We start from the raw sequence: 19,265 nt of genomic DNA on the forward strand, positions 1-19,265 counted from the left end.
GGCCCTCGGCGATCACGAGCGAGCAGAGGTCAGCTCCGGGCTGCGGTGCACACCCGCCGCGGAGCCGCGCGCCTTGAGCGTCATGACGAACGCGAGCACCCGGGCGACCGCGTTGTACAGCTCGGGCGGGACCTCGGCGCCCAGGTCACAGGCCTTGTACAGGGCCCGCGCCAGCGGTACGTCCTGCACCATCGGGATGCGTTTGTCGGTCGCCACCTGGCGGATGCGGGCCGCCACGGCCCCGGCGCCCTTGGCCACCACCCGCGGTGCGCCCCGGCTCGGGTCGTAGCGCAGCGCGACCGCGACGTGCGTGGGGTTGACCAGCACGACATCGGCCTTCACGAGGTCGCTCATCATCCGCTGGCGGCTCATCGCCATCTGCCGTGACCGGATGGCGCCCTTGAGCAGCGGGTCGCCCTCCTGCTGCTTGTGCTCCTGCTTTACCTCGTGCTTGCTCATCTTGATCTGCTTGCCGATGCGCCGGCGGGCCATCGCGTAGTCGGCGGCCGCCATGACCAGGCCGGCCACGGCGGCGGTCCGGACCAGGGTGAGGACGGTATCGGTGATCAGATCGAGCAGTGCCGGCAGCGGCATCGAGCCGGCGGTGACCAGACCGGGCAGCATCACGCGCAGCTGCAGGTACAGGACGATACCCAGGATCGCGGTCTTGACCGTCGCCTTGACGGCCTCCCAGCCCGCCTGCGGGCCGAACGTCTTCTTCAGGCCCGAGAACGGGTTGAGCCGTTTGAAGTTGGGTTTGAGCAGCTTGGTGGCCGGGCGCAGGCCGCCCTGCGCCGCCGTGGCGGCGATGCCGACCGCCAGCATGCCGAGCGCGAGCGGCGCGACCGTCATCGCCCCGTCCTTCAGGCCGGTGACCATGACCTTCATCGCCTTGCCCGGATCGGGATCGCTGATCACGGCGGCGGAGAGGAAGAACAGCTTCTCGGCGGTCTTCATGGTGTTGCGGACCAGCATCGGCAGCAGCATGCTCGCGATCAGCAGCCCACCCCAGGAGCCCAGATCGGGGGTACGCGGGATCTGCCCTTCCTTGCGCGCTTCCCGCTTCCGCTTCTCGGTGGGCTTCTCGGTCTTCTCGCCGCTCATGTCACCTCCCCGGGGTGCCGGACGCCGCGCGGATCGGGGCGGCGCAGCGGGCGTGACGGGGTCGACGGGCGCAGGTGCCGGTTCACGCTCCGATCGCCTCCAGGACGGCCTTGACGGACTTGTCGACGAGGCTGCCGACGGCCTGCGGGAGCATGGTCATCGCCAGGCCCACCCCGCCCAGGGTCAACATGATCTTCACCGGGAAGCCGAGGGAGAACGCGTTCAGCGCCGGCGCCACCCGGGACAGCAGCCCGAGTCCGATGTCGGCGCAGAACAGCACGGCGATCAGCGGGCCGGCGATCTGGATGGCCGACAGGAACATCTCGGCGACGCCGGTGGTGACGAGGTGCTCGAGGTTGCGCAGGGACAGCGTGCCGTCCAGCGGGAGCACGTTGTACGAGGTGGTGAAGCCACGCAGGACGAGCTGGTGTCCGTCGGTCACGAACAGCAGCGTGACCGCGATGAGGTTGTAGAAGCGGCCGAAGATGCCGCTGCCGCCGTTGCCGGCCGAGCCCATCGGGTCGAACGCGAACGCCAGCGACATGCCGCCGAACAGGTCGATCAGGTTGCCGGCGGCCGAGACCGCGGCGAACAGCAGCGCGGTCAGGAAGCCCAGCGCGGTCCCCACGACCACCTGCTCGGCGACGCTGACGACCAGCCCGGCCGTGTCGTCCAGCGAGGGCACCTTGTTCACCAGGGACGGCACCACCGGCAGCGCGATCGCGACCGAGAGCAGCGCCTTGACCTGGGCCGGCACCACGTTGGAGTTGAACGGCGGCGAGATGGTCAGCCAGGCGGCAGCCCGTACCGAGGCCAGCAGCAGCGCGGTGAACTCCGCGGCCGGAAAGGACAGGTTCATGCCCCGGCCTCGTTCCGCTCGGCCGGGCCATGAGACCCGAGGATGCCGAGCTCTCTGATTCGCTTGCTCATGCGCTCTTGATCAGGTTGGGGATCTGGGCGAACAGCATCTCCGTGAACGTGACCATCTCGTGCAGCATCCAGTTGCCGGTCAGCAGCAGCGCCACCCCGATGCCGATCGCCTTCGGTACGAAGGACAGCGTCGCTTCCTGGATCTGGGTCACCGACTGGAACAGCGACACGGCGAAGCCGATCAGCAGCGCGGTGAGCAGTACCGGCGCGCCCAGCTTGGCGGCCACGGTCATGGTCTGCAGACCGATGTGGATGATCTGGTTGTCGGTCATGAGTGGTGGGCCCCTAGCGGTAGCTGGCGACCAGGGCGGTGACGACCAGCCCCCAGCCGTTGACGAGAACGAAGAGCAGCAACTTGAACGGCATTGACACGGTCACCGGGGGCAGCATCATCATGCCCAGACTCATCAGCGAGGCCGACACGATCATGTCGATGACCAGGAACGGGATGTAGATGACGAAGCCGATGATGAACGCGGCCCGCAGCTCCGAAAGGGCGAAGGCCGGCACCAGCGTCGACAGTGGTACGTCGTCGCGGTTCTTCGGCAGCGGGCGGTCGGCGACCTTGGTGAACAGTGCCAGCTCGTCCTTGCGGGTGTGGTTGAGCATGAACTCGCGCAGCGGCTTGACACCGTCGTTGAACGCCACGCTCTGGGTCTTCTCGCCCTTGAGGTAGGGCTGCACGCCCTGCGAGTTCATCTCCGACATGACCGGGCCCATGACGAAGAGGCTGATGAACAGCGCGAGCCCGGCGAGGACCTGGTTGGGCGGCACGGTGGTCAGGCCGAGCGCGTTGCGGGTGATGCTCAGGACCACGAAGATCTTGGTGAAGCTGGTGCACAGCAGCAGCAGGGCGGGGGCGACCGACAGCACGGTCAGCGCGATCAGGACGACGATCGACTGGCTCGGCTTGCCGTTCGTACCGCCCACGTTGACGGTGACCGTGCCCTGCGGCTCGGCCGGTGCGCCTGGCGGGGTCGGCGGCGTCGGCGCCTGCGGGACGGTGCCGAAGGCCGGCGCCGTGACGAGGGCGGGCGCCGTGACGAGGGCGGGCGCCTTGACTGCCACCGGCGCTGCCGACGCCACCCCGGGCGTACCGAGCAGCAGTGCCGCGCCGACGCCGAGGGTGGCGAGGGCCAGGCGGATCGGGTGCCTCACGACTTGCGTACCGTCCGTTCGCGCAGGAACTTCAACGTCTGCTTCCAGGTGTCGACGGAGAGCGCCGAGCCGGTGAGCGGCCCGGCCGTCCCGATCGGTGCGGGGGAGTCGAGCGACTCCAGCGAGAGCGACTCCCGCTTGAGCGCCACCTCGGGCTGGTACTCCTCGATCACCGACAGCTCGGTCTCGGCGATCAGGCTCACCTGTCCGTCCGTGACGCCCAGCACCATCGCCTTGTCGGCGATCCGGACCACCGCCACCGACGAGCCGCGGCTGAGCTGCTGCCGACCGAGTACCTCGATCAGGCCGCCGCCCTTGCGGATTCCGAGCGGTTTGCGGGCGAGCTTGGCCATGCCCCACATCAGGGCGACGACCACCAGTAGCGAGAAGATGATCCGGATCGTCAGCTCGATCACGCGCGTACCCCGCTACGCCCGCTGCTCGGTGGGCGGAATGATCTCGGTGATCCGGATGCCGAAGTTCTCGTCGATCACGACGACCTCGCCGCGGGCGATGAGCTTGCCATTGACCAGCAGGTCGGCCGGCCCGCCGGCGGCCCGGTCGAGCTCGACGACGGTACCGGGGGTCAGCGCGAGCAGCTCGCGCACGCTCATGCGGGTACGCCCCAGCTCGGCGGTGACCTCCATCTCCACGTCGTGGAGCAGGTCGAGGCCGTTGCGCGTGGCGACGGGCCGCTGCGGCTCCGCCGGCGTGTCGGCCGCGCGGGCGGCGGCGGTCGCGTCGACCTTCACCAGCAGGCCCACCACCCCGTGCACCGCGGTGCCGTCGGTCAGCGGTACCAGCGCCCCACCGGCGGCGACCAGGGCGGCGAGCGCCTCGGCGGCGTCGGTGACGTTGCCCGGGTCGACGACGACCGGTCCGAGCGTGCCGGCGGCGGCCTCGATGGCCGGCCGTACCGCCTGGGTGACGTCCAGCGAGCCGAGCGGGGTGTCGCCGAGGGCGTCGACCAGGTCCTGGGCGACCACGACGAGGATCTCGCCCTCGGCCGCGCCGGCGAAGCGGGCCCGGATGGCCTGCCCCTCCAGCGAGATGGCGGAGGCGTCCTGGGTGGGGGAGGCGGTCTGCAGCGGGCTGCTCGCCGGCAGCAGGGCCACCGCGGCTTCGGCCGCCGCGAGCGCTCGGCCCAGGTCCTGCGAGGTGTTGGTGGGGGCGGTCATCGGCGGTCTTCCTCCTTGGCGGGTGCCACGACGAGGCAGGCCAGGCGGGAACCCTGGGTGCCCGGCACGGCGTGGGCGAACGTCAGGCCGGCGGTCGTGACCGCGAGCGGCTGCGTGGTCGGGTGGTTGAGCGTGACGACGTCACCGGGGCGCAGGTTGATCAGGTCTTCGGGGCGCATGCGCATCTGCTGGAAGCGCACGGCCACGTCGAGCGGGACGCTCTCCATGCCGGCGACGAGGTTGCGGTGGGCCGCCTCGCGGGCGGCGCGCTGTGCGGGGCTGAGCTGGACGTCGTTGCGGTCGCCCTGCAGCTTCGGGAAGATCATGCCGAACGGCAGGCAGATCGTCATGACGCACTCCTCGGCACCGACGCGCATCTCGAACGAGGCGACGATGACCGGGTCGGAGGCGCCGCCGGCCTGGACGAACTGCGGGTTGTACTCGATGCCGGTCAGCTGTGGCCGGGTCGAGGCGATCCCCTCGAAGGCGTACCGAAGCTCACCGAGCATGCGGTCCATCAGGCCGTTGAGCAGCGGTGCCTCGATCTCGGTCAGCGGCCGCTCCGGCTGCGGTCCACCGGAGCCGCCGAGCATGTGGTCGATCGAGGTCATCGCGATGGCCAGGGAGAACTCGGCGATCGCGGTGCCCGGCAGGGGCTCCATGCTGAGCTTGGCCACGATGGTCGGGCTCGACAGCGACGAGATGTACTCGTCGTACGTGAACTGCTCGATGGAGATCAGTGTGACCTGGGACACTGCCCGCAGGCTGGTCGTCAGGATGGTGGTGAACTGCCGCGCGAACGTCTCGTACGCGATCTGAAGCGTCCGGATGTGTTCACGGGACAGGTTGGTCGGGCGTCGGAAGTCGTACGGCTCCGGCCCGGCGCTCTTGCTCCGGCGGTTGATGCGGCCGGCGGTGCGGGACGGGCCGGCCATGGACGACGCTTTGGTCACGTCGCCACCATCGGCCGACCCGGGCCCGGCTTGAGAAAACCGTGTCAGGTGATTGGGTGGTACCCGGTATCCGGTAGGTGGGCGTCACGCTAATCGCATGAAACGGGCTATTGCATCACAAATTCCGTAAAGTACACGTCCATGACATGACCCTCGTACGCCTCGTTGATCTTCTTGCGCAGCTCGGCCTTGGCCTTGTCGCGGGCCTCGTTGGAGGCCAGCTCGGCGAGCGGCCGGTTGCTGAACTGGGAGATGGCGATGTCCAGCGCCTTGCTGCCGTCCGGCTCCTCGGTGGCGTCCAGCGTCGCCTGCAGGGACAGCTTGAGCTTGAGGAAGTGCCCGTCGGCCAGGTTGAGCGTGATCGCTTCCAGGGCGACGACCTTGCCCGGCTCCGGTGCCTTGGGTGCGCTGGGTCCGCTGAAGAACGCGAAGTACCCGCCGGCACCGCCGCCGAGCAGCACCACCACCGCGGCCACGATGATGATCAGCATCTTCTTCTTCGACTTCTTCGGCGCCTCTTCGGCGGCCTTCTCTTCCTTAGCCATGATCTTTCCTTCGTTCGCGCGGGAGCGGGGTCAGTTGGGGCCGGCTGCCGACGGCAGCAGCGCGCGCTCCGCGGGTGGCAGCGTGGACAGGACGACGATGTCGACGCGCCGATTGAGCTGCGGTGCCCTGGGGTCGCTCGGGTCGTACAGCGGCCGTTCGCCCGCGAAGCCGGAGACCGACAGCCGCGAGGACGGCAGGTGGCCGTTGTTGATCAGGTACCGCGCCACCATGGAGGCGCGGGCCGACGACAGTTCCCAGGCGCTGGGGTAGTTCATCGTCGGTACCGGAAGCTGGTTGGTGTGCCCGTCCACTTCGATCTTGTTCGGGAGCGGGGTCAGCGCCGGTGCCACCGAGTCCAGGATCCGTCGGCCCGCCGCGAGCAGGTCGGCACGGTCACCGGCGAAGATCACCTCGCTGGTCACGATCGTGACGACCAGGCCGCGCTCGTCGATACCGAAGCGGATGGCCTCCTGCATGCCCTGCCGCTTCGCCGCCTCGAGAATCTGTTGCTTGATCTTCTCGAGGTTCGCGACCTCCTGCTGCGCGGATTGCTGCATCCGCTGCTGGCGGGCCCGGTCGGCGTCCTGGACGGCCTTCTGCAGCGCCGGGTCCTGAGCCTGCTGGGGCTCGGCCGGGATCTTGCCGACCCCGGCCGCGACATCGATGGCGCTGCTCGAACCGCCCGCGGTCTGCACGGAGTTGTTGGTGCCCGACATGATCGCCGGGGCGCCGAAGCCCTTGGCCAGGCCGTCGCGCAGCGCGGTGAACTTCTTGGCGTCGACCGAGCTCATCGCGAACAGTACGACGAAGAGCACCATCAGCAGCGTCAGCATGTCCGCGTACGTGACCAGCCACCGCTCGTGGTTCTCGTGCTCCTCCTCGTGCCCGCCGGACCTCTTGTGGTGACCCTTGGACGCCTTGTGGTTGCTCATGCCGGCGCCTCACGCGGGGTGCGGCCGGCGCGCATCAGGCGGCCTTCTTCTTGGGCTCGGCCGAGCCCGGCGGCAGCAGGCTGCGCAGCTTCTGGGCGACGAGACGCGGGTTGGCGCCGGCCTGGATGTTGATGATGCCGGCGATCACCAGCTCCATCTGGTTGCACTCGACCTCGGATACCCGCTTGAGCCGGTTGCCGATCGGCAGCCACATCACGTTGGCGGCCAGGATGCCCCACAGGGTGGCGACGAACGCCGCCGCGATCATGTGGCCGAGCTGTTCGGGCTGGCTGAGGTTGGACAGCACGTGGACCAGGCCGATGACGGTACCGATGATGCCGATGGTGGGCGCGAAGCCGCCCATGTCGGTGAAGATCTTCGCGCCGGCCTTGTCGGCCTTGCGCTTCGCGTCGACCTCGCCCTCCAGGATCTCGCGCAGCTCCTCGGAGTCGGTACCGTCGATGGCGAGTTGCAGGCCGCGCTTGAGGAACGGGTCTTCGACGTCCTTCATCGCGTCCTCGAGAGCCAGCAGACCCTCGCGGCGGGCCTTCTCGGCCAGCTTGACCATCGTCTCGACCAGCTCGTCGGGCTTGCCGGGCTTGGCGACGAACGCCTTCTTCAGCTGGTTGATGAAGCCGGTGGTGTCGCGCATGATGCCGCTGGCCATGCCGACGCCGAAGGTGCCGACGAACACCAGGATCAGCGGTGCCGGCAGCATGATGTGCGAGATCGGCGTGCCCTCGAGGGTCATCGCCATGAAGATGGCGGCGAACGCGACGCCGACACCGATGAGGCTTGCCGGATCCATCAGCGCTCCCTGCGGTGAAGCTGGACGACGTTGGTTGGGTCTTCGCCCTCGGCGCCCTCGTCGGGTACGGGCTCGCGGTGCGCCTCCGCGGGCTGGCCGACCATCTGCTGGGCGTCGGCGACCACGGACGCGCGGTACCGTCGGATCAGCGCGACCAGTTCGGCCAGCGACTCACTCACGACGTACTTCGTGCCGTCCACCAGCGTGATGACCGTGTCGGGCGTGGAGTCGGCGCGTTCGACCAGGTCGGGGTTGAGCGCGAAGACGGGGCCGTTCAGGCGCGTCAGGAGTATCACGGTGGTCCGTCCTTGGAGCGGGTGGTCGGGCGGCGGCCCCGCCGCGGCTCGTGGCCGGCGGCGCGACAGTCTGGGGACCCATCCTTGGGTCTGCCGGTAACATCGGCGGATTTGGGGACGGGCTGAGGGATTGTCGGCCGATACGGACGCGGGGGCGGCGAACCGGCTGACGGGCAACCGGCTCACCACCCCCGCAGGCGTGGCGGCCCGAGGCGACTAGCGCTTGAGGTTCACCAGGTCGTTGAGCAGTTCGTCGGAGGTGCTGATGACCTTCGAGTTGGCCTGGAAACCGCGCTGGGCGATGATCAGGTTGGTGAACTCCTGGGCGAGGTCCACGTTGGACATTTCCAGGGAGCCGCCCTGCAGGTCGCCCCGGCCGCCGCTGCCGGCCGTGCCGAGCTGCGGCGCGCCCGAGTTGACGGACGTGCGGTACATCGAGCCGCCGGCCTTCTCCAGACCGGGCGCGTTGTTGAACGTCGCCAGGGCGATCTGCGCGAGCGGCTGCTTGAGTCCGTTGGAGAACACCCCGACAAGGGTGCCGTCCGGCGAGATCGTGAACGACTGGAGCGAGCCCATCGCCGAGCCGTTCTGGCTCAGCGCGGCCACCGTCGACGAACCGGCGTAGTTGGTGACACCGGACAGGTCGACGGTGACGGCGCCGAAGCCGACGCTGGTCGGGCTGGTGCCCGTCCGCTTGCCGGCGCTGTCGAACTCGAGGGTCGTCGTGCTGGGCGTCCCCACCCCGTCGCTCACCGACACGTCCCAGCCGGCCACGGCCGGGGGCGTCATCGTGGCCGTGCTCCTGGTGAACGTCACGGTCAGGTTGACCTTGTTGCCCTGCTGGTCGTACGTGGTCATCGACATGGCGATGGGCGTGGTGCTCGTGGTGTCGCCCGGCAGGTTGCCGCCGACCTCCATGCCGGTCGTGGCGACCGGCGGGAGCAGGGTGCCCATCGGCAGCGTCACGTCTTCCATCGGCTTGTTGGTGTCGACGACGCCGTTGGTCGCGGTCCAGCCCTGCACGACGCCGCCGCCCGGGCCGACCAGGGTGCCGTTGCCGTCGAAGGAGAACGCGCCCGAGCGGGTGTACAGGTTCTCGGCGCCATTGCGGACGACGAAGAAGCCGTCACCGCTGATCATCAGGTCGGTGCTGCGCCCGGTGTTCTGCGCGGCGCCCTGGCTGAAGTTGGTGGCGATGCCGGCCACCCGTACGCCCAGGCCGACCTGGGCCGGGTTGGTGCCGCCGACGCCGCCCTGCGGCGCACCGGCGGCGCGCAGCATCTGGCTCAGCGTGTCCTCGAACACGCTCTGCGAGGTCTTGTACCCCGCGGTGTTGACGTTGGCGATGTTGTTGCCGGTCACGTCCATCATCGTCTGGTGGGCGCGCAGGCCGGTGATACCACTGAACAGGGAACGGAGCATGGTGCCTTCCTCGGTAAGGGGATGCCGGTCAGCCGGCGGTGCTGCTGCTGCGGACTTCCTTGACGGAGGACAGCGGTACGTCCGTGTCCCCGACCCTGACGGTCGGGTTGCTGCCCGTGAACGTTGCGGCGGTGACGACCCCGGTCGTCTCCGTGCCGTCGGCGCCGACGTAGCTGACGGTCTTGCCGACCAGATTGCTCGCTCCGAACTGGAGCTGTGCGGCCACCAGCTGCTGCTGGGCGTCGGCCAGGTTGGTGAGCTTCTCGAGCATGGTGAACTGCGCGGTCTGAGCCATGAACGCGCTCGGGTCGCTCGGGCTGCTCGGGTCCTGGTAGCGCAGCTGCGCGACGAGCAGCTTCATGAAGTCGTCCTTGCCCAGTTCGCCCCCCGTCTTACGGGTGGACGTGGGCGTCAGCGCACCACTGGTGATGTCGCTGATCGGGCTGATGGGACTGCTCACGGGACTCCTTCGGTCTACACGTGCAGGTCGAGGCCGGCGCCTCGATGGCGGGGGGCGTTGTCGGCGACCGGGCGGGAATGCCGCTCGGTACGCTCGTCGCCCCCCGGCCCGGTGCGGGTACCCGGCTGGTCGTCGCGGGTGTGCCGGCCCGGCGTACCGCCGTGGCCGGGTGTGTCCCGCGACACGTCCAGCGAGCTCGAACCGAACCCGGAGGCCTGCAACTCCTTACGCAGCTCGGGAAGTGCCGCGCGCAGCGCGTCCCGGGCGGCGTCCGTCGCGCCGGCGAAGTGGACATGGATGTCCCCGCCGCGGACTTCCGCCGTAACCCTGATCGGCCCGAGATCGCCCGGGTTGAGGTGGATCGTCAACCGATGTACGCCGTCCGGACCCTTCTGCAGCGGAGCCAGGCGCTCGGCGAGCTGGGTCGCGTGCGTCGGCGGGGTGGCCGGCGCGGCGGCCGGCGGCAGGGTCGGGGTGACGGCCGAGGTGGGCGCGGGCGCGGCGGTGGGCATGGCGCCCGAGGCGGCGGCCAACGCATCGGTCGCGGTGGCGCCGGCCGTCGGCGTCGCGGCCGGGTCGTCGCCGTCGCGGCTACGGCCGTCCCGCTCGCCGCTCGCCGGTCCGGCCTGGGGGGCGGGTCCGACCGGCGTCGGGGTACCGGTGACGGCCGGCCCGGCCGGCTGGGCCGGTGCCGTGTCCGCGGCGACGGGCCGGGTGGGCTGGGTGCCCGTCGCAGCCGGCGATCGGCCGTCCGTCGCCTGGGCGGCCGACGCCTGAGCGTCCGTCGTGGGTGCGGCGGTCGGTCCGCCCGACGCCACCGACCCGGCCGGGGTCGTGGGCGCGGCCGGCGTGGCGACCGTTGCCGCCGTACCGGTAGCCGCTGCCGCCGGGGTCGTCCCGACGCCCGCGGCCATGCCGAAGGCAGGGGCAGGTACACCGGCTGTGCCGGCTGCATCGGCCGCGCCGGCGGCCGGCACCTCGCCGGCACCCGGCCAGCCCGCGGTGGCTCCGGCCGTGGCCGGGCCGCCGCCGGCGGCCACCCCGCCGACGCCGGTAACGCCGGCAGCACCGGCGGCCTCCACCGAGGCGCCGCCCTGTACGCCCGCCATCACCAGCCAGGCGACGGTCGCCGCCGTAGCGGCGGTCGCCGCGGTCGCGGCCGTGGCGGCGTCCGCGTCCGTCCGGTCACCCGGCAGCCTGTGGCCGGCCCGGTCGCCGGGGACGGTGCCGCCGACAGTCGGGTCTCCGGGGCCCGGGGCCGTACCGTCGGCGTCGGGTGCGTCGGCGTCGGCTCGCCCGCTGCGGCGGGCGTCACCGGCCGGGTCAGCCTTCGACCGCCCGTCCGCCGCAGGCCGCGGGTCAGCCGCGGACCGTGGGTCCGCCTTCGGCCGCGGCTCCGCCTTCGGCCGCGGCTCCGCGGCGGCGCCGCCGACCAGCGCCGAGAGAACCGAGTTGAACGCGTCGTCCCTGGCCGGCGCGGCCTTGCCTGGCGTCGGCGTACGGGTGGCCGGCGCGTTGACCGGAAGTACCGTCACCACTGTCCCTTCCCTCCCAGGGCGGCCATCGCGGCCTGGACCTTGGGTACGTATGCCTGGGTCTCCGCGAACGGCGGGATGCCGCCGTACTTGCGCACCGCCCCGCCGCCGGCGTTGTAGGCGGCCAGCGCCAGCGGCAGCGAGCCGAACTCGCGGATGTTCTTCTGCAACAGCCGGGCCGCGCCGTCGATGGCCTGCGCCGGGTCGAGCGGGTTCACGCCGAGGCCACGGGCGGTGGCGGGCATGATCTGCATCAGGCCCTGCGCGCCGGCCGGGCTGACCGCGCGCTGGTTGTAGCCGGACTCGACCTTCGCCACGGCGGCGAGCAGGGTCGGCGGCAGGCCGTACTTCGCGGAGGCGCCGGCGAACAGGTCGGCGTACGGTACGTCGGCCGCGCCGGCCGTGCCGGACAGCGAGGACGGGCGCAGCGCCGGCAGGACGGACGGGGCGGCGTCCGGCAGGACGCGCCGGATCGCCGTCGGCGTCGCGTACACGTTCTGGATCTTCACCACGTCGCCGGGCTTCGGCGCGGCGATCATCTTGCCGTCGCCGATGTAGATCGCGATGTGGTCGACGGGGGAGTTGAACGCCAGCAGGTCGCCGGGCTTGGCCTGGGCCAGGCTCGCCACCGGCTGACCCTCGCGCGCCTGGTCGGCAGCGATACGCGGCAGCTTGATGCCGAGGTCGCCGTAGGCGCGCTGGACCAGTGAAGAGCAGTCCAGCCCCTTCGCCGGGTCGTTGCCGCCGAACACGTACGGGACACCGAGGTACTTGCGGGCGGAGGCGACGACGGCGTCACCGGTCACCCCACCGGCCGAGGCGGAGCCGTCGGCGCCCTGGACGGCGCCGAGGGCCTCGGCGAAGGCGACTCCGCTGGTGGCGGTGGTAGCGGCGGTCCGGTCCAGGCCGAGCTGCGACCGGATCTGCTGGATGCGCGTCGTGACGTCGACAAGCGTCATCGCGTACGGTTCCCCCCTCGGTCGCGGCTACTGGTCAGGTCGTCGGCCTCGAGCTGCGCGGCGGCCTCCTCGGCGGCCCGTTCGGCCTCGGCGTGGCGCTCACCGAGCTTCTCGACGACGCGCCGGCGGGTGGCGGCGTCGGTCAGCTCCGCGGCGCGCTCGTCCACGGCGCCCGCGGCAACGGCCACAGCCGCCACAGCGATGGCGAGTTCGCCCGCCATCGCCTGGTTGGCCCACATGGTGGCGGCGAACGCGAGGCCGTTCGGGGAGTCGGGGCGGGGACGCGCGCCGATCGCGGCGTCCATCCGGCGTACCCGCTCCGCGGCCTCGGCGGCCTCCTGGCGGGCGTGCAGCAGCCGGCCGCGCGCCGAGTTCTCCTGGGCGTGCCGGGCTCGCAGCACGCTGCTCAGCCGGAATTTCATAGTCCCGCCTGAAGGATCATGGCCAGGGCGTTCCACGCCTCGGCAGCCGTGGTGGGTTCTTCCAGGTCCTGCCGCAGGAACGTGTTGATCGCCGGCATGAGCGCCGAGGCCCGGTCGGCGTCCGGGTTGGTACCCGTCACGTATGCGCCGATCTCGACCAGCTCGCGGACGTCGCGGTACGCCGCCAGCATCCGGCGCAGCTCCATGGCGGCGGCGCGCTGCTCGCGGCTGGTGACCGCGTTCGCCACCCGGGAAACCGACTCCAGCACGTCGATGCTGGGGAAGTGGCCGGAGGTGGCGAGCTTGCGGGTCAGTACGACGTGGCCGTCCAGGATGGACCGCGCCGCGTCGGCGATCGGCTCGTTGTGGTCGTCACCGTCGACCAGCACGGTGTACAGGCCGGTGATGGTGCCGACCGCGCCCGGCCCGGCCCGCTCCAGCAGGCGGGGGAGCAGGGCGAAGACCGACGGTGGGTACCCGCGGGTGGCCGGCGGCTCGCCGGCGGACAGCCCGACCTCGCGCTGGGCCATCGCGGCCCGGGTGAGGCTGTCCATCATCAGCAGGACGTCGCGGCCCTGGTCGCGGAACCACTCGGCGATGCGGGTGGCCACGAAGCAGGCGCGCAGGCGTACCAGCGGGGGCTGGTCGGAGGTGGCGACCACCACCACCGAACGCGCGAGCCCCTCCGGGCCCAGGTCGTTCTCCAGGAACTCGCGTACCTCGCGACCACGCTCGCCGACCAGCGCGATCACGCTGATCTCGGCCTCGGTACCGCGGGTGATCATCGACAGCAGGCTCGACTTCCCGACGCCGGAGCCGGCGAAGATGCCCATCCGCTGGCCGCGGCCGGCCGGGATCAGGGTGTCCATCGCCCGGACGCCCAGCGACAGCGGCTCGCAGACCCGGCCGCGGGCCAGGGCGTTCGGGGCCGGCAGGTCCACGCCGACACGCTCGCCGCCGAAGAGCGGCGGGCCGCCGTCCATCGGCCGGCCGAGCCCGTCGAGTACCCGTCCACGCAGGTGATCGCCGACGGTGACCTGCAGCGGGCCGCCGCTCGACACGACCGGGTTGCCGGCGCCGATGCCGTCCAGCGGGCCCAGCGGCAGGCAGGTGAGCCGGTCGCTGTCGAGTGCCACCACCTCCGCCGGCACCTGGGCGCCGCCGGTCGTGATGGAGACGAGGTCCCCGACGCTGCCGGAGATGCCGCGGACGGTCACCGACAGGCCCAGTACGCTCTCGACCCGTCCGGCGGCGAGCGGCTTGGCGGCGGTGGTGGCGGCGTGCAGCCGCTGCTCCAGGAGCGCCGTCACAGTCCCAGTACCTCCCGTACCCGGGCCAACGCGGGCGCGATCCGGGCGTCGATCGTGGTGGCGTCGCACTCGGCGACCGCGTCCCCCGACTGGAGGGTGGGATCGGCGACGAGCGTGACCGTGCGTCCGTCCATCTGAACGGACCCGAACTGCCCTCCGGTCACCGTCGCGTGATCGCTCGGGTGCAGCCGTACCGTGATCGGCCGCCCGGCCGGGGCGAGCGCGAGGGCCCGCGCGACGGCGTCGCGGCCGGGGTCGGTCGCCATCGCCAGTTCGCGTCCGAGGATCGCCTCGGCGAGGGTGAACGCCGCGCCGACGATGAGGTCCTCGAACTCGGCGGCGGCCGGCACCATCTGCCGCTCCAGGCCGGCTGCGGCCCGGGTGACGGCGGCGATCGCCTGCTCGACCCGGAGGGCCTGCATCTCGGCCTGCTCGCGTACCTGTGCCGCGGTCCGTTCCCGGCCGACCCGGGCGGCGACCTCTGCCTCCCGGCGGCCCTGCGCCCAGCCGGTGGCGTACCCGGAGGCCTGCGCCTCGGCGCGCAGCCGGTCGGCCACCTCGTTCGGCAGGGTGGGCTGCTCGCGCAGGTCGACGTCGAAGCGGGCGGCAGTCACCGCCCGCTCGCCGCGGACGACCGTACTAGGCCACGAATTCGTCATCGTCACCCCGCCTGATCATGATCTGGCCCGACTCCTCGAGCGTGCGGATGACCTGGACGATCTTCGCTTGGGACTCCTCGACCTGCCGCAGCCGTACCGCGCCGAGCATCTCGATCTCGTCGAGCAGGTTTTCGGCGGCGCGCTCGGACAGGTTGCGGGTGACCTTGTCGCGGACGTCCTCGCGGACACCCTTGAGCGCGGTCGCCAGGTCGTTCGTCTCGACCTGCCGCAGGACGAGCTGGACCGCGCGGTCGTCGAGGCTGGTGATGTCCTCGAACATGAACATCTTCGAGCGGACCTCGTCGGCCAGCTCGGGGTCCCGGGCTGCGAGGCCCTCCAGGATCAGCCGCTCGGTGGCGCGGTCGGCGCGGTTGATGATGTCGACCAGCGGCTGCAGGCCGCCGACGGCGGACAGGTCGCTGGGCTGGAGCACCGAGGAGAGCTTGCGCTCCAGGGTCGCCTCGACCTGCCGGATGATGTCCGGCGAGGTCCGGTCCATGACCGCGATGCGGTGGGCGACGTCGGCCTGCAGCTCGCCGGCGAGGCCGGACAGGATCTGCGAGGCCATCACGGCCGGCATGTGGGCCAGGACCAGCGCGATGGTCTGCGGGTGCTCCTCCTGTACGAACGACAGCACCTGGCGCGGGTCGGCCTTCTGGAGGAAGCCGAACGGCATCTCCACGAACGCCGCGGAGAGTCGGTTGACCACCGCCTCGGCCGCCTCCCGGCCGAGCGACGCCTCCAGCAGCTCCTTGGCGTAGTCCATACCGCCCTGGTGGGCGTACTTGTTGGCCACGGCCATGTTGTGGAACTCGTCCATCACGGACCCGGCGGTCGCGGCGTCGATCGTCCCCAGCCGCATGATCTCGGCGGTGATCTCCTCGACCTCGGCCTCGCGCATCTGCGCCAGGACCTTCGCCGACTGCTCCTTGCCCATCTGGACGAGCATGATCGCGGCCTTGCGGACCCCGGAGATCTGAGCGGTCTCGGTTGTCATCGTCAGCTCCTCCGGTCCGCGAGCCAGCCGCGCAGCACCTGGGCGACCTCGTCAGGCTGCTGCTCGACCAGGCTGCTGATCTCCCGCTGTCGCAGCTCGCGCTCGGCGGCGGCTTCCTCGTCGTTGGGGCCGCCGCCCGGTGTGATCGCCAGCCGCGCGGTCTCGCCGCCCTCGGCCTCCAGCGCCGCGCGGGCGTTGGCCAGCTCGAGCTGCAGCCGCTCCTCGTTGGCCGAGGCGATCTCGGCCTGCAGGCGGCGGAGCCGCTTGTTGCGACGCCGGGACCGCAGCCAGGCGAAGAACATCAGGAGGAGGATCGCGGCGACGATCCCGCCGGTCTTGGCCAGCGAGTACAGCCGGTCCTGCTCCTCGGCCTTCTTGGCGTCGGCCAGCGCCTTGGCGTTGGCGTCGGACGCGGACTTGTCGAACGGGACCGTGCTCAGCGCGATCGTGTCACCGCGGGCCGCGTCCAGCCCGACCGCCGACGACACCAACTGCTGGAGCTGGGCCTCGTTCGCGCCCTTGGCGGTGGCGCTGTCGAGCATGACCGCCACCGACAGCTTCCGTACCGAACCGGGCGCGGACTTGCGGGTCTCGGTGACCATGCCGACCGCGTTGTTGCGGGTCTCCGACTGCGCGTTGTACCCGTTGTTGGCGCCGCCGGTCCCGCCGGGCACCTGGATGTTGTCCGGGCCGAGGACGCCGGCGCCCATCGTGCCGTTGCCGGTGTACGTCTCGGTCTTCTTGGTCTCGGCCAGCGGCGGCGTGTTCGGGTCGGCGACGTACTTCTGGGTCTTGGTCTCGGTCTGGTCGAAGTCGAGGTCGGCGGTGACCTGCACGGCCGCGTGGCCGGGACCCACCACCTGGTCGAGCATCTGCTGCAGCGAGCTGCCCATGCGCTGCTCGAACGCCTGGGTCTGCTGGGTGCGGGCGTCCGCCGCACCGCTGGCGCCGGCGGCGTCGTCGGTGGAGAGCACCTTGCCGTCCGCGCCGACCAGGGTCACCTTGGACGGCTCCAGGCCGGGCACGCTCGACGAGACGAGGTGGACGATCGCCTGCGCCTGCGGCGACGACAGCTTCCCGCTCGGCCCGGTCTGGACGAGGACCGAGGCGGTCGGCTTCTGCTGGTTGTCGGCGAACACGTCCTTGGTCGGGATGGCCAGGTGGACGGCGGCCGACTGGACCCCGGCGATCGACTTGATCGTCTTGTTCAGCTCGCCCTCGAGCGCCCGTTGGTAGCCGACCTGCTGCATGAAGTCGCTGGTCATGACGCCCTGCTTGTCGAGCAGTGCGTACCCGGTGTCGGCCTGCGCCGGCAGTCCGGCGCCACTGAGCTTGATCCGCTGGGCGTACACCTGGTCCTGCGGCACCGTGATCGTCTGGCCGCCGTTGGTGAGCTGGTAGGGCACCCCGTCGGCGTTCAGCTTGTCGACGATCGCGCTGGCGTCGGCCGGTGCGAGGTTGTTGAACAGCGGAGCGTACGTGGGCTGCGCGGCCCAGGTGGAGAAGAAGTAACCACCGACGGCGAGCGCGACGACCGCGAAGATGGAGATCGCCCGCTGGCCGGGGGTGAACGACTGGAAGGTCTCGACGACGCGACGGAGTACGGCGGTAACGCGATCACGCATCAGGCCTGCATCCTCATGATCTCGTTGAACGCCTCGAGCGCCTTGTTACGGACGGCCACGGTGAGCTGGGTGGCCAGGGACGCCTCGGTACTGGCGATCATGTACTGGGCCGGATCGGCGAGCGTGCCCGTCGCCGCCTGGACGGCGAGGTCGTCGGCCTTGCTCTGTACCTGCTGGAGGTTTTCGAGGCCGCGGCCGAGCGCGGCGGCGAAGTCGGAACCGGACGCGGCCGCCGGTGCGGCCGCGGCGGTACCCGACAGTGGCAGGGCGGGAGTGATGGCGCCGATCGCGTCGATGCCTGGAATGCTCATGAGTTCTTCCCCAACTGGAGAGCGGCCTCGTACGCGGTCTTCGCGCGGTCGACCACGCTGAGATTCGCCTGGTAGCCGCGCTGGGCCATCATCATCTGGGCCATCTGGCTGCCGAGGTCGATGTCCGGGTAGCGGACGTAGCCGTTGGCGTCGGCGAGCGGGTGCTCCGGCTCGTACACGAGCCGGCCCTCGGCGTTGCCGCTCAGGACCGTGCCGCCGACCGCGACGCCGGCGCCCTGGCCGGTCGTGGAGTCGGCCTGGGCCTGCGCGATGACGTAGCGCGCCTGGAACGCGGAGCCGCTGGTCGGGCTCGCGTTGTTCATGTTCGAGAGGTTGTCGGAGACCGCGTCGAGCCACTTGCGGTACACGGTGAGGCCGGTACCGGCGATGCCGATCGCGCCGAAGGTGGGCAGGCTCATCTCACGCCGCTCCCTTGATCACGCTGGTCAGCAGCCCGAACTTGCTGTTCATCGCGTTCAGCGCGAGCTGGTACCGCAGGCCGGTGTCGATGCCGGAGATCGTCTCCTCGTCGAGGTTGACGTTGTTGCCGTCCAGCCGGGTCGGCTCCAGCGAGCGAGCGATGGAGGGCGCCACGCCGGCGGGGTCGTCGCCGTTGGAGACGGCGGCACCCAGGGCCTGCTCGAAGGAGACCTTGCGGGCGTGGAAGTTGGGCGTCTCGATGTTCGCGATGTTGTCCGCGATGACGCGCTGGCGCAGGCTGAGCGCGGAAAGCGCGGTGCGCAGGGTGACGGACGTGACGTCGTCCAGCATCGGAGGCTGCTCCCTTCGGCGACGGGGAATGGGTCGCCGGTCCGTGGCGAGAAGTTGAGCGCTCCGTGCTCGGACATCTCATCGGCAGGGAGCGCAGGGCTTGAAAGGCTTCCCGGTTGCCAACCGGGTGCGGTGACGCCGCCGACGTCTCATCCGACGTCGGCGGCCCACCGGGTCAGGGCGAGCACGGCGGCCGCGGATCCGGCCGCCGCGACGCGCAGCTCCGCGGGCAGAGCGACGGCGTCCCGTTCGCCGTAGAGCACGATCTCGGGTAGGGCGGTGGGTGGCGCGACCGTCGCGACGATGCCCGACAGCGCTTCGCTGAGCTTGGGAGTGATCTTGTCGACCCCGCGTACGACGAGCGCGAGTTCGGCACCGTCAGCGGCGCCCACGATCTCCAGCGCGGTGGTGAGCACGACCGCGCCGGACCGGGTGAACCGCTCCGGGTCGATCTCGACGACAACGCGTGCCACGTCGGCCGATGTCCGCTGGTCGTTGTTCACGCCTGTCCTGTCGGCTGGCGAAAAGGGCACCTGAGGACTTCGGTGGGTGGTGTGTCCCCTGGCGTCCGGCTCGCGCCCCGAGCGCCGGCGTCGGGTCAGGCCACGCCGGCGGGCTCGATGGCTGCTGCGATGGTGGGGGCCAGCTGCCGCAGCTCCTGGAGCACCCGGTCGTTCTCGTCGTCGGGTACGGCGCCGAGCGCGTCCTCCAGAAGGGGCATCGCGCGCTCGTCGGAGAACAGCTCGAACGCCATCGCGGCCGCCAGGACGCGCTCACGGGGGGACCGGCCGGGATTGCCGGCCAGTGCCAGCAGCGCGCAGTCCGTCGCGAAGCCGTGCTCGCGCAGGCGTACCGCCCACTCCATGGCGCGCATGAGCGGCAGGCGCCC

General features: G+C 71.1%; 25 protein-coding genes. All 25 read right to left on the reverse strand.

Going from position 1 to position 19,265, the window contains the following annotated elements; genetic code table 11:
• Positions 1 to 12 precede the first annotated feature (12 nt).
• Positions 13 to 1,104 (reverse strand): EscU/YscU/HrcU family type III secretion system export apparatus switch protein, encoded by a 1,092-nt coding sequence (locus Pme01_RS28555; RefSeq protein ID WP_168117985.1) that lies wholly within the window; start codon positions 1,102 to 1,104, stop codon positions 13 to 15.
• A gap of 82 nt (positions 1,105 to 1,186) precedes the next feature.
• Complete coding sequence (locus tag Pme01_RS28560) at positions 1,187 to 1,963, reverse strand: flagellar biosynthetic protein FliR (protein ID WP_168117984.1); 777 nt, start codon at positions 1,961 to 1,963, stop codon at positions 1,187 to 1,189.
• A gap of 67 nt (positions 1,964 to 2,030) precedes the next feature.
• Complete coding sequence (fliQ, locus tag Pme01_RS28565; RefSeq protein WP_168117983.1) at positions 2,031 to 2,306, reverse strand: flagellar biosynthesis protein FliQ; 276 nt, start codon at positions 2,304 to 2,306, stop codon at positions 2,031 to 2,033.
• 13 nt (positions 2,307 to 2,319) lie between these two features.
• Positions 2,320 to 3,192 carry a flagellar type III secretion system pore protein FliP gene (fliP, locus tag Pme01_RS28570; RefSeq protein ID WP_168117982.1) on the reverse strand — a complete coding sequence of 291 codons (873 nt, stop codon included), beginning with the start codon at positions 3,190 to 3,192 and terminating at the stop codon, positions 2,320 to 2,322.
• On the reverse strand, positions 3,189 to 3,608 hold the full coding sequence (fliO, locus tag Pme01_RS28575; protein ID WP_168117981.1) for a flagellar biosynthetic protein FliO: 420 nt from the start codon (positions 3,606 to 3,608) through the stop codon (positions 3,189 to 3,191). The genes fliP and fliO overlap by 4 nt, the downstream gene beginning before the upstream one ends.
• Positions 3,609 to 3,620: 12 nt before the next feature.
• Complete coding sequence (fliN, locus tag Pme01_RS28580; protein WP_168117980.1) at positions 3,621 to 4,370, reverse strand: flagellar motor switch protein FliN; 750 nt, start codon at positions 4,368 to 4,370, stop codon at positions 3,621 to 3,623.
• Positions 4,367 to 5,323, reverse strand: coding sequence for a flagellar motor switch protein FliM (locus Pme01_RS28585; RefSeq protein ID WP_239088521.1), 957 nt, complete (start codon positions 5,321 to 5,323; stop codon positions 4,367 to 4,369). Before Pme01_RS28585 ends, fliN begins: the two co-directional genes overlap by 4 nt.
• Positions 5,324 to 5,430: 107 nt before the next feature.
• Positions 5,431 to 5,868, reverse strand: coding sequence for a flagellar basal body-associated FliL family protein (locus Pme01_RS28590; protein ID WP_168117979.1), 438 nt, complete (start codon positions 5,866 to 5,868; stop codon positions 5,431 to 5,433).
• Positions 5,869 to 5,898: 30 nt separating this feature from the next.
• Positions 5,899 to 6,801: an OmpA/MotB family protein gene (locus Pme01_RS28595; protein ID WP_168117978.1), complete on the reverse strand. Its 903-nt coding sequence runs from the start codon at positions 6,799 to 6,801 to the stop codon at positions 5,899 to 5,901.
• A gap of 34 nt (positions 6,802 to 6,835) precedes the next feature.
• A complete protein-coding gene (locus tag Pme01_RS28600) occupies positions 6,836 to 7,609 on the reverse strand; it encodes a motility protein A (RefSeq protein WP_168117977.1) in 774 nt (257 codons plus the stop codon).
• Positions 7,609 to 7,905 carry a flagellar FlbD family protein gene (locus Pme01_RS28605; RefSeq protein WP_168117976.1) on the reverse strand — a complete coding sequence of 99 codons (297 nt, stop codon included), beginning with the start codon at positions 7,903 to 7,905 and terminating at the stop codon, positions 7,609 to 7,611. The genes Pme01_RS28600 and Pme01_RS28605 overlap by 1 nt, the downstream gene beginning before the upstream one ends.
• 216 nt (positions 7,906 to 8,121) lie before the next feature.
• Positions 8,122 to 9,327 carry a flagellar hook protein FlgE gene (locus Pme01_RS28610; RefSeq protein WP_168117975.1) on the reverse strand — a complete coding sequence of 402 codons (1,206 nt, stop codon included), beginning with the start codon at positions 9,325 to 9,327 and terminating at the stop codon, positions 8,122 to 8,124.
• Positions 9,328 to 9,355: 28 nt separating this feature from the next.
• The gene (locus Pme01_RS28615; RefSeq protein ID WP_168117974.1) at positions 9,356 to 9,787 is read right to left on the reverse strand and encodes a flagellar hook capping FlgD N-terminal domain-containing protein; all 432 of its coding nucleotides are present in this window, start codon (positions 9,785 to 9,787) and stop codon (positions 9,356 to 9,358) included.
• 14 nt (positions 9,788 to 9,801) lie between these two features.
• Positions 9,802 to 11,322 (reverse strand): flagellar hook-length control protein FliK, encoded by a 1,521-nt coding sequence (locus Pme01_RS28620; protein WP_168117973.1) that lies wholly within the window; start codon positions 11,320 to 11,322, stop codon positions 9,802 to 9,804.
• Positions 11,319 to 12,281: a transglycosylase SLT domain-containing protein gene (locus Pme01_RS28625; protein WP_168117972.1), complete on the reverse strand. Its 963-nt coding sequence runs from the start codon at positions 12,279 to 12,281 to the stop codon at positions 11,319 to 11,321. The genes Pme01_RS28620 and Pme01_RS28625 overlap by 4 nt, the downstream gene beginning before the upstream one ends.
• The gene (locus Pme01_RS28630) at positions 12,278 to 12,703 is read right to left on the reverse strand and encodes a flagellar FliJ family protein (protein ID WP_168117971.1); all 426 of its coding nucleotides are present in this window, start codon (positions 12,701 to 12,703) and stop codon (positions 12,278 to 12,280) included. The genes Pme01_RS28625 and Pme01_RS28630 overlap by 4 nt, the downstream gene beginning before the upstream one ends.
• Entirely contained in the window at positions 12,700 to 14,013 is a 1,314-nt protein-coding gene (locus Pme01_RS28635) for a FliI/YscN family ATPase (RefSeq protein ID WP_168117970.1), read from the reverse strand. Before Pme01_RS28635 ends, Pme01_RS28630 begins: the two co-directional genes overlap by 4 nt.
• The gene (locus tag Pme01_RS28640) at positions 14,010 to 14,672 is read right to left on the reverse strand and encodes a FliH/SctL family protein (RefSeq protein WP_203935937.1); all 663 of its coding nucleotides are present in this window, start codon (positions 14,670 to 14,672) and stop codon (positions 14,010 to 14,012) included. The genes Pme01_RS28635 and Pme01_RS28640 overlap by 4 nt, the downstream gene beginning before the upstream one ends.
• Positions 14,653 to 15,669 (reverse strand): flagellar motor switch protein FliG, encoded by a 1,017-nt coding sequence (gene fliG / locus Pme01_RS28645; protein WP_168117968.1) that lies wholly within the window; start codon positions 15,667 to 15,669, stop codon positions 14,653 to 14,655. Before fliG ends, Pme01_RS28640 begins: the two co-directional genes overlap by 20 nt.
• Before the next feature lie 2 nt (positions 15,670 to 15,671).
• Positions 15,672 to 17,294, reverse strand: a complete 1,623-nt coding sequence (gene fliF, locus Pme01_RS28650; RefSeq protein WP_168117967.1) for a flagellar basal-body MS-ring/collar protein FliF — start codon at positions 17,292 to 17,294, stop codon at positions 15,672 to 15,674.
• Entirely contained in the window at positions 17,294 to 17,605 is a 312-nt protein-coding gene (gene fliE, locus Pme01_RS28655) for a flagellar hook-basal body complex protein FliE (protein WP_168117966.1), read from the reverse strand. Before fliE ends, fliF begins: the two co-directional genes overlap by 1 nt.
• The gene (locus tag Pme01_RS28660; protein WP_168117965.1) at positions 17,602 to 18,024 is read right to left on the reverse strand and encodes a flagellar basal body rod protein FlgC; all 423 of its coding nucleotides are present in this window, start codon (positions 18,022 to 18,024) and stop codon (positions 17,602 to 17,604) included. The genes fliE and Pme01_RS28660 overlap by 4 nt, the downstream gene beginning before the upstream one ends.
• Before the next feature lies 1 nt (position 18,025).
• Positions 18,026 to 18,376 carry a flagellar basal body rod protein FlgB gene (locus Pme01_RS28665; RefSeq protein ID WP_168117964.1) on the reverse strand — a complete coding sequence of 117 codons (351 nt, stop codon included), beginning with the start codon at positions 18,374 to 18,376 and terminating at the stop codon, positions 18,026 to 18,028.
• 149 nt (positions 18,377 to 18,525) lie between these two features.
• Positions 18,526 to 18,849 (reverse strand): hypothetical protein, encoded by a 324-nt coding sequence (locus Pme01_RS28670; protein ID WP_168117963.1) that lies wholly within the window; start codon positions 18,847 to 18,849, stop codon positions 18,526 to 18,528.
• Between the two features lie 125 nt (positions 18,850 to 18,974).
• Positions 18,975 to 19,265, reverse strand: a 291-nt coding sequence (locus Pme01_RS28675) for a hypothetical protein (protein ID WP_203935938.1), incomplete at its 5' end; no start/stop codon positions are given.

This window comes from Planosporangium mesophilum, from assembly GCF_016863255.1.
Classification (GTDB): domain Bacteria; phylum Actinomycetota; class Actinomycetes; order Mycobacteriales; family Micromonosporaceae; genus Planosporangium; species Planosporangium mesophilum.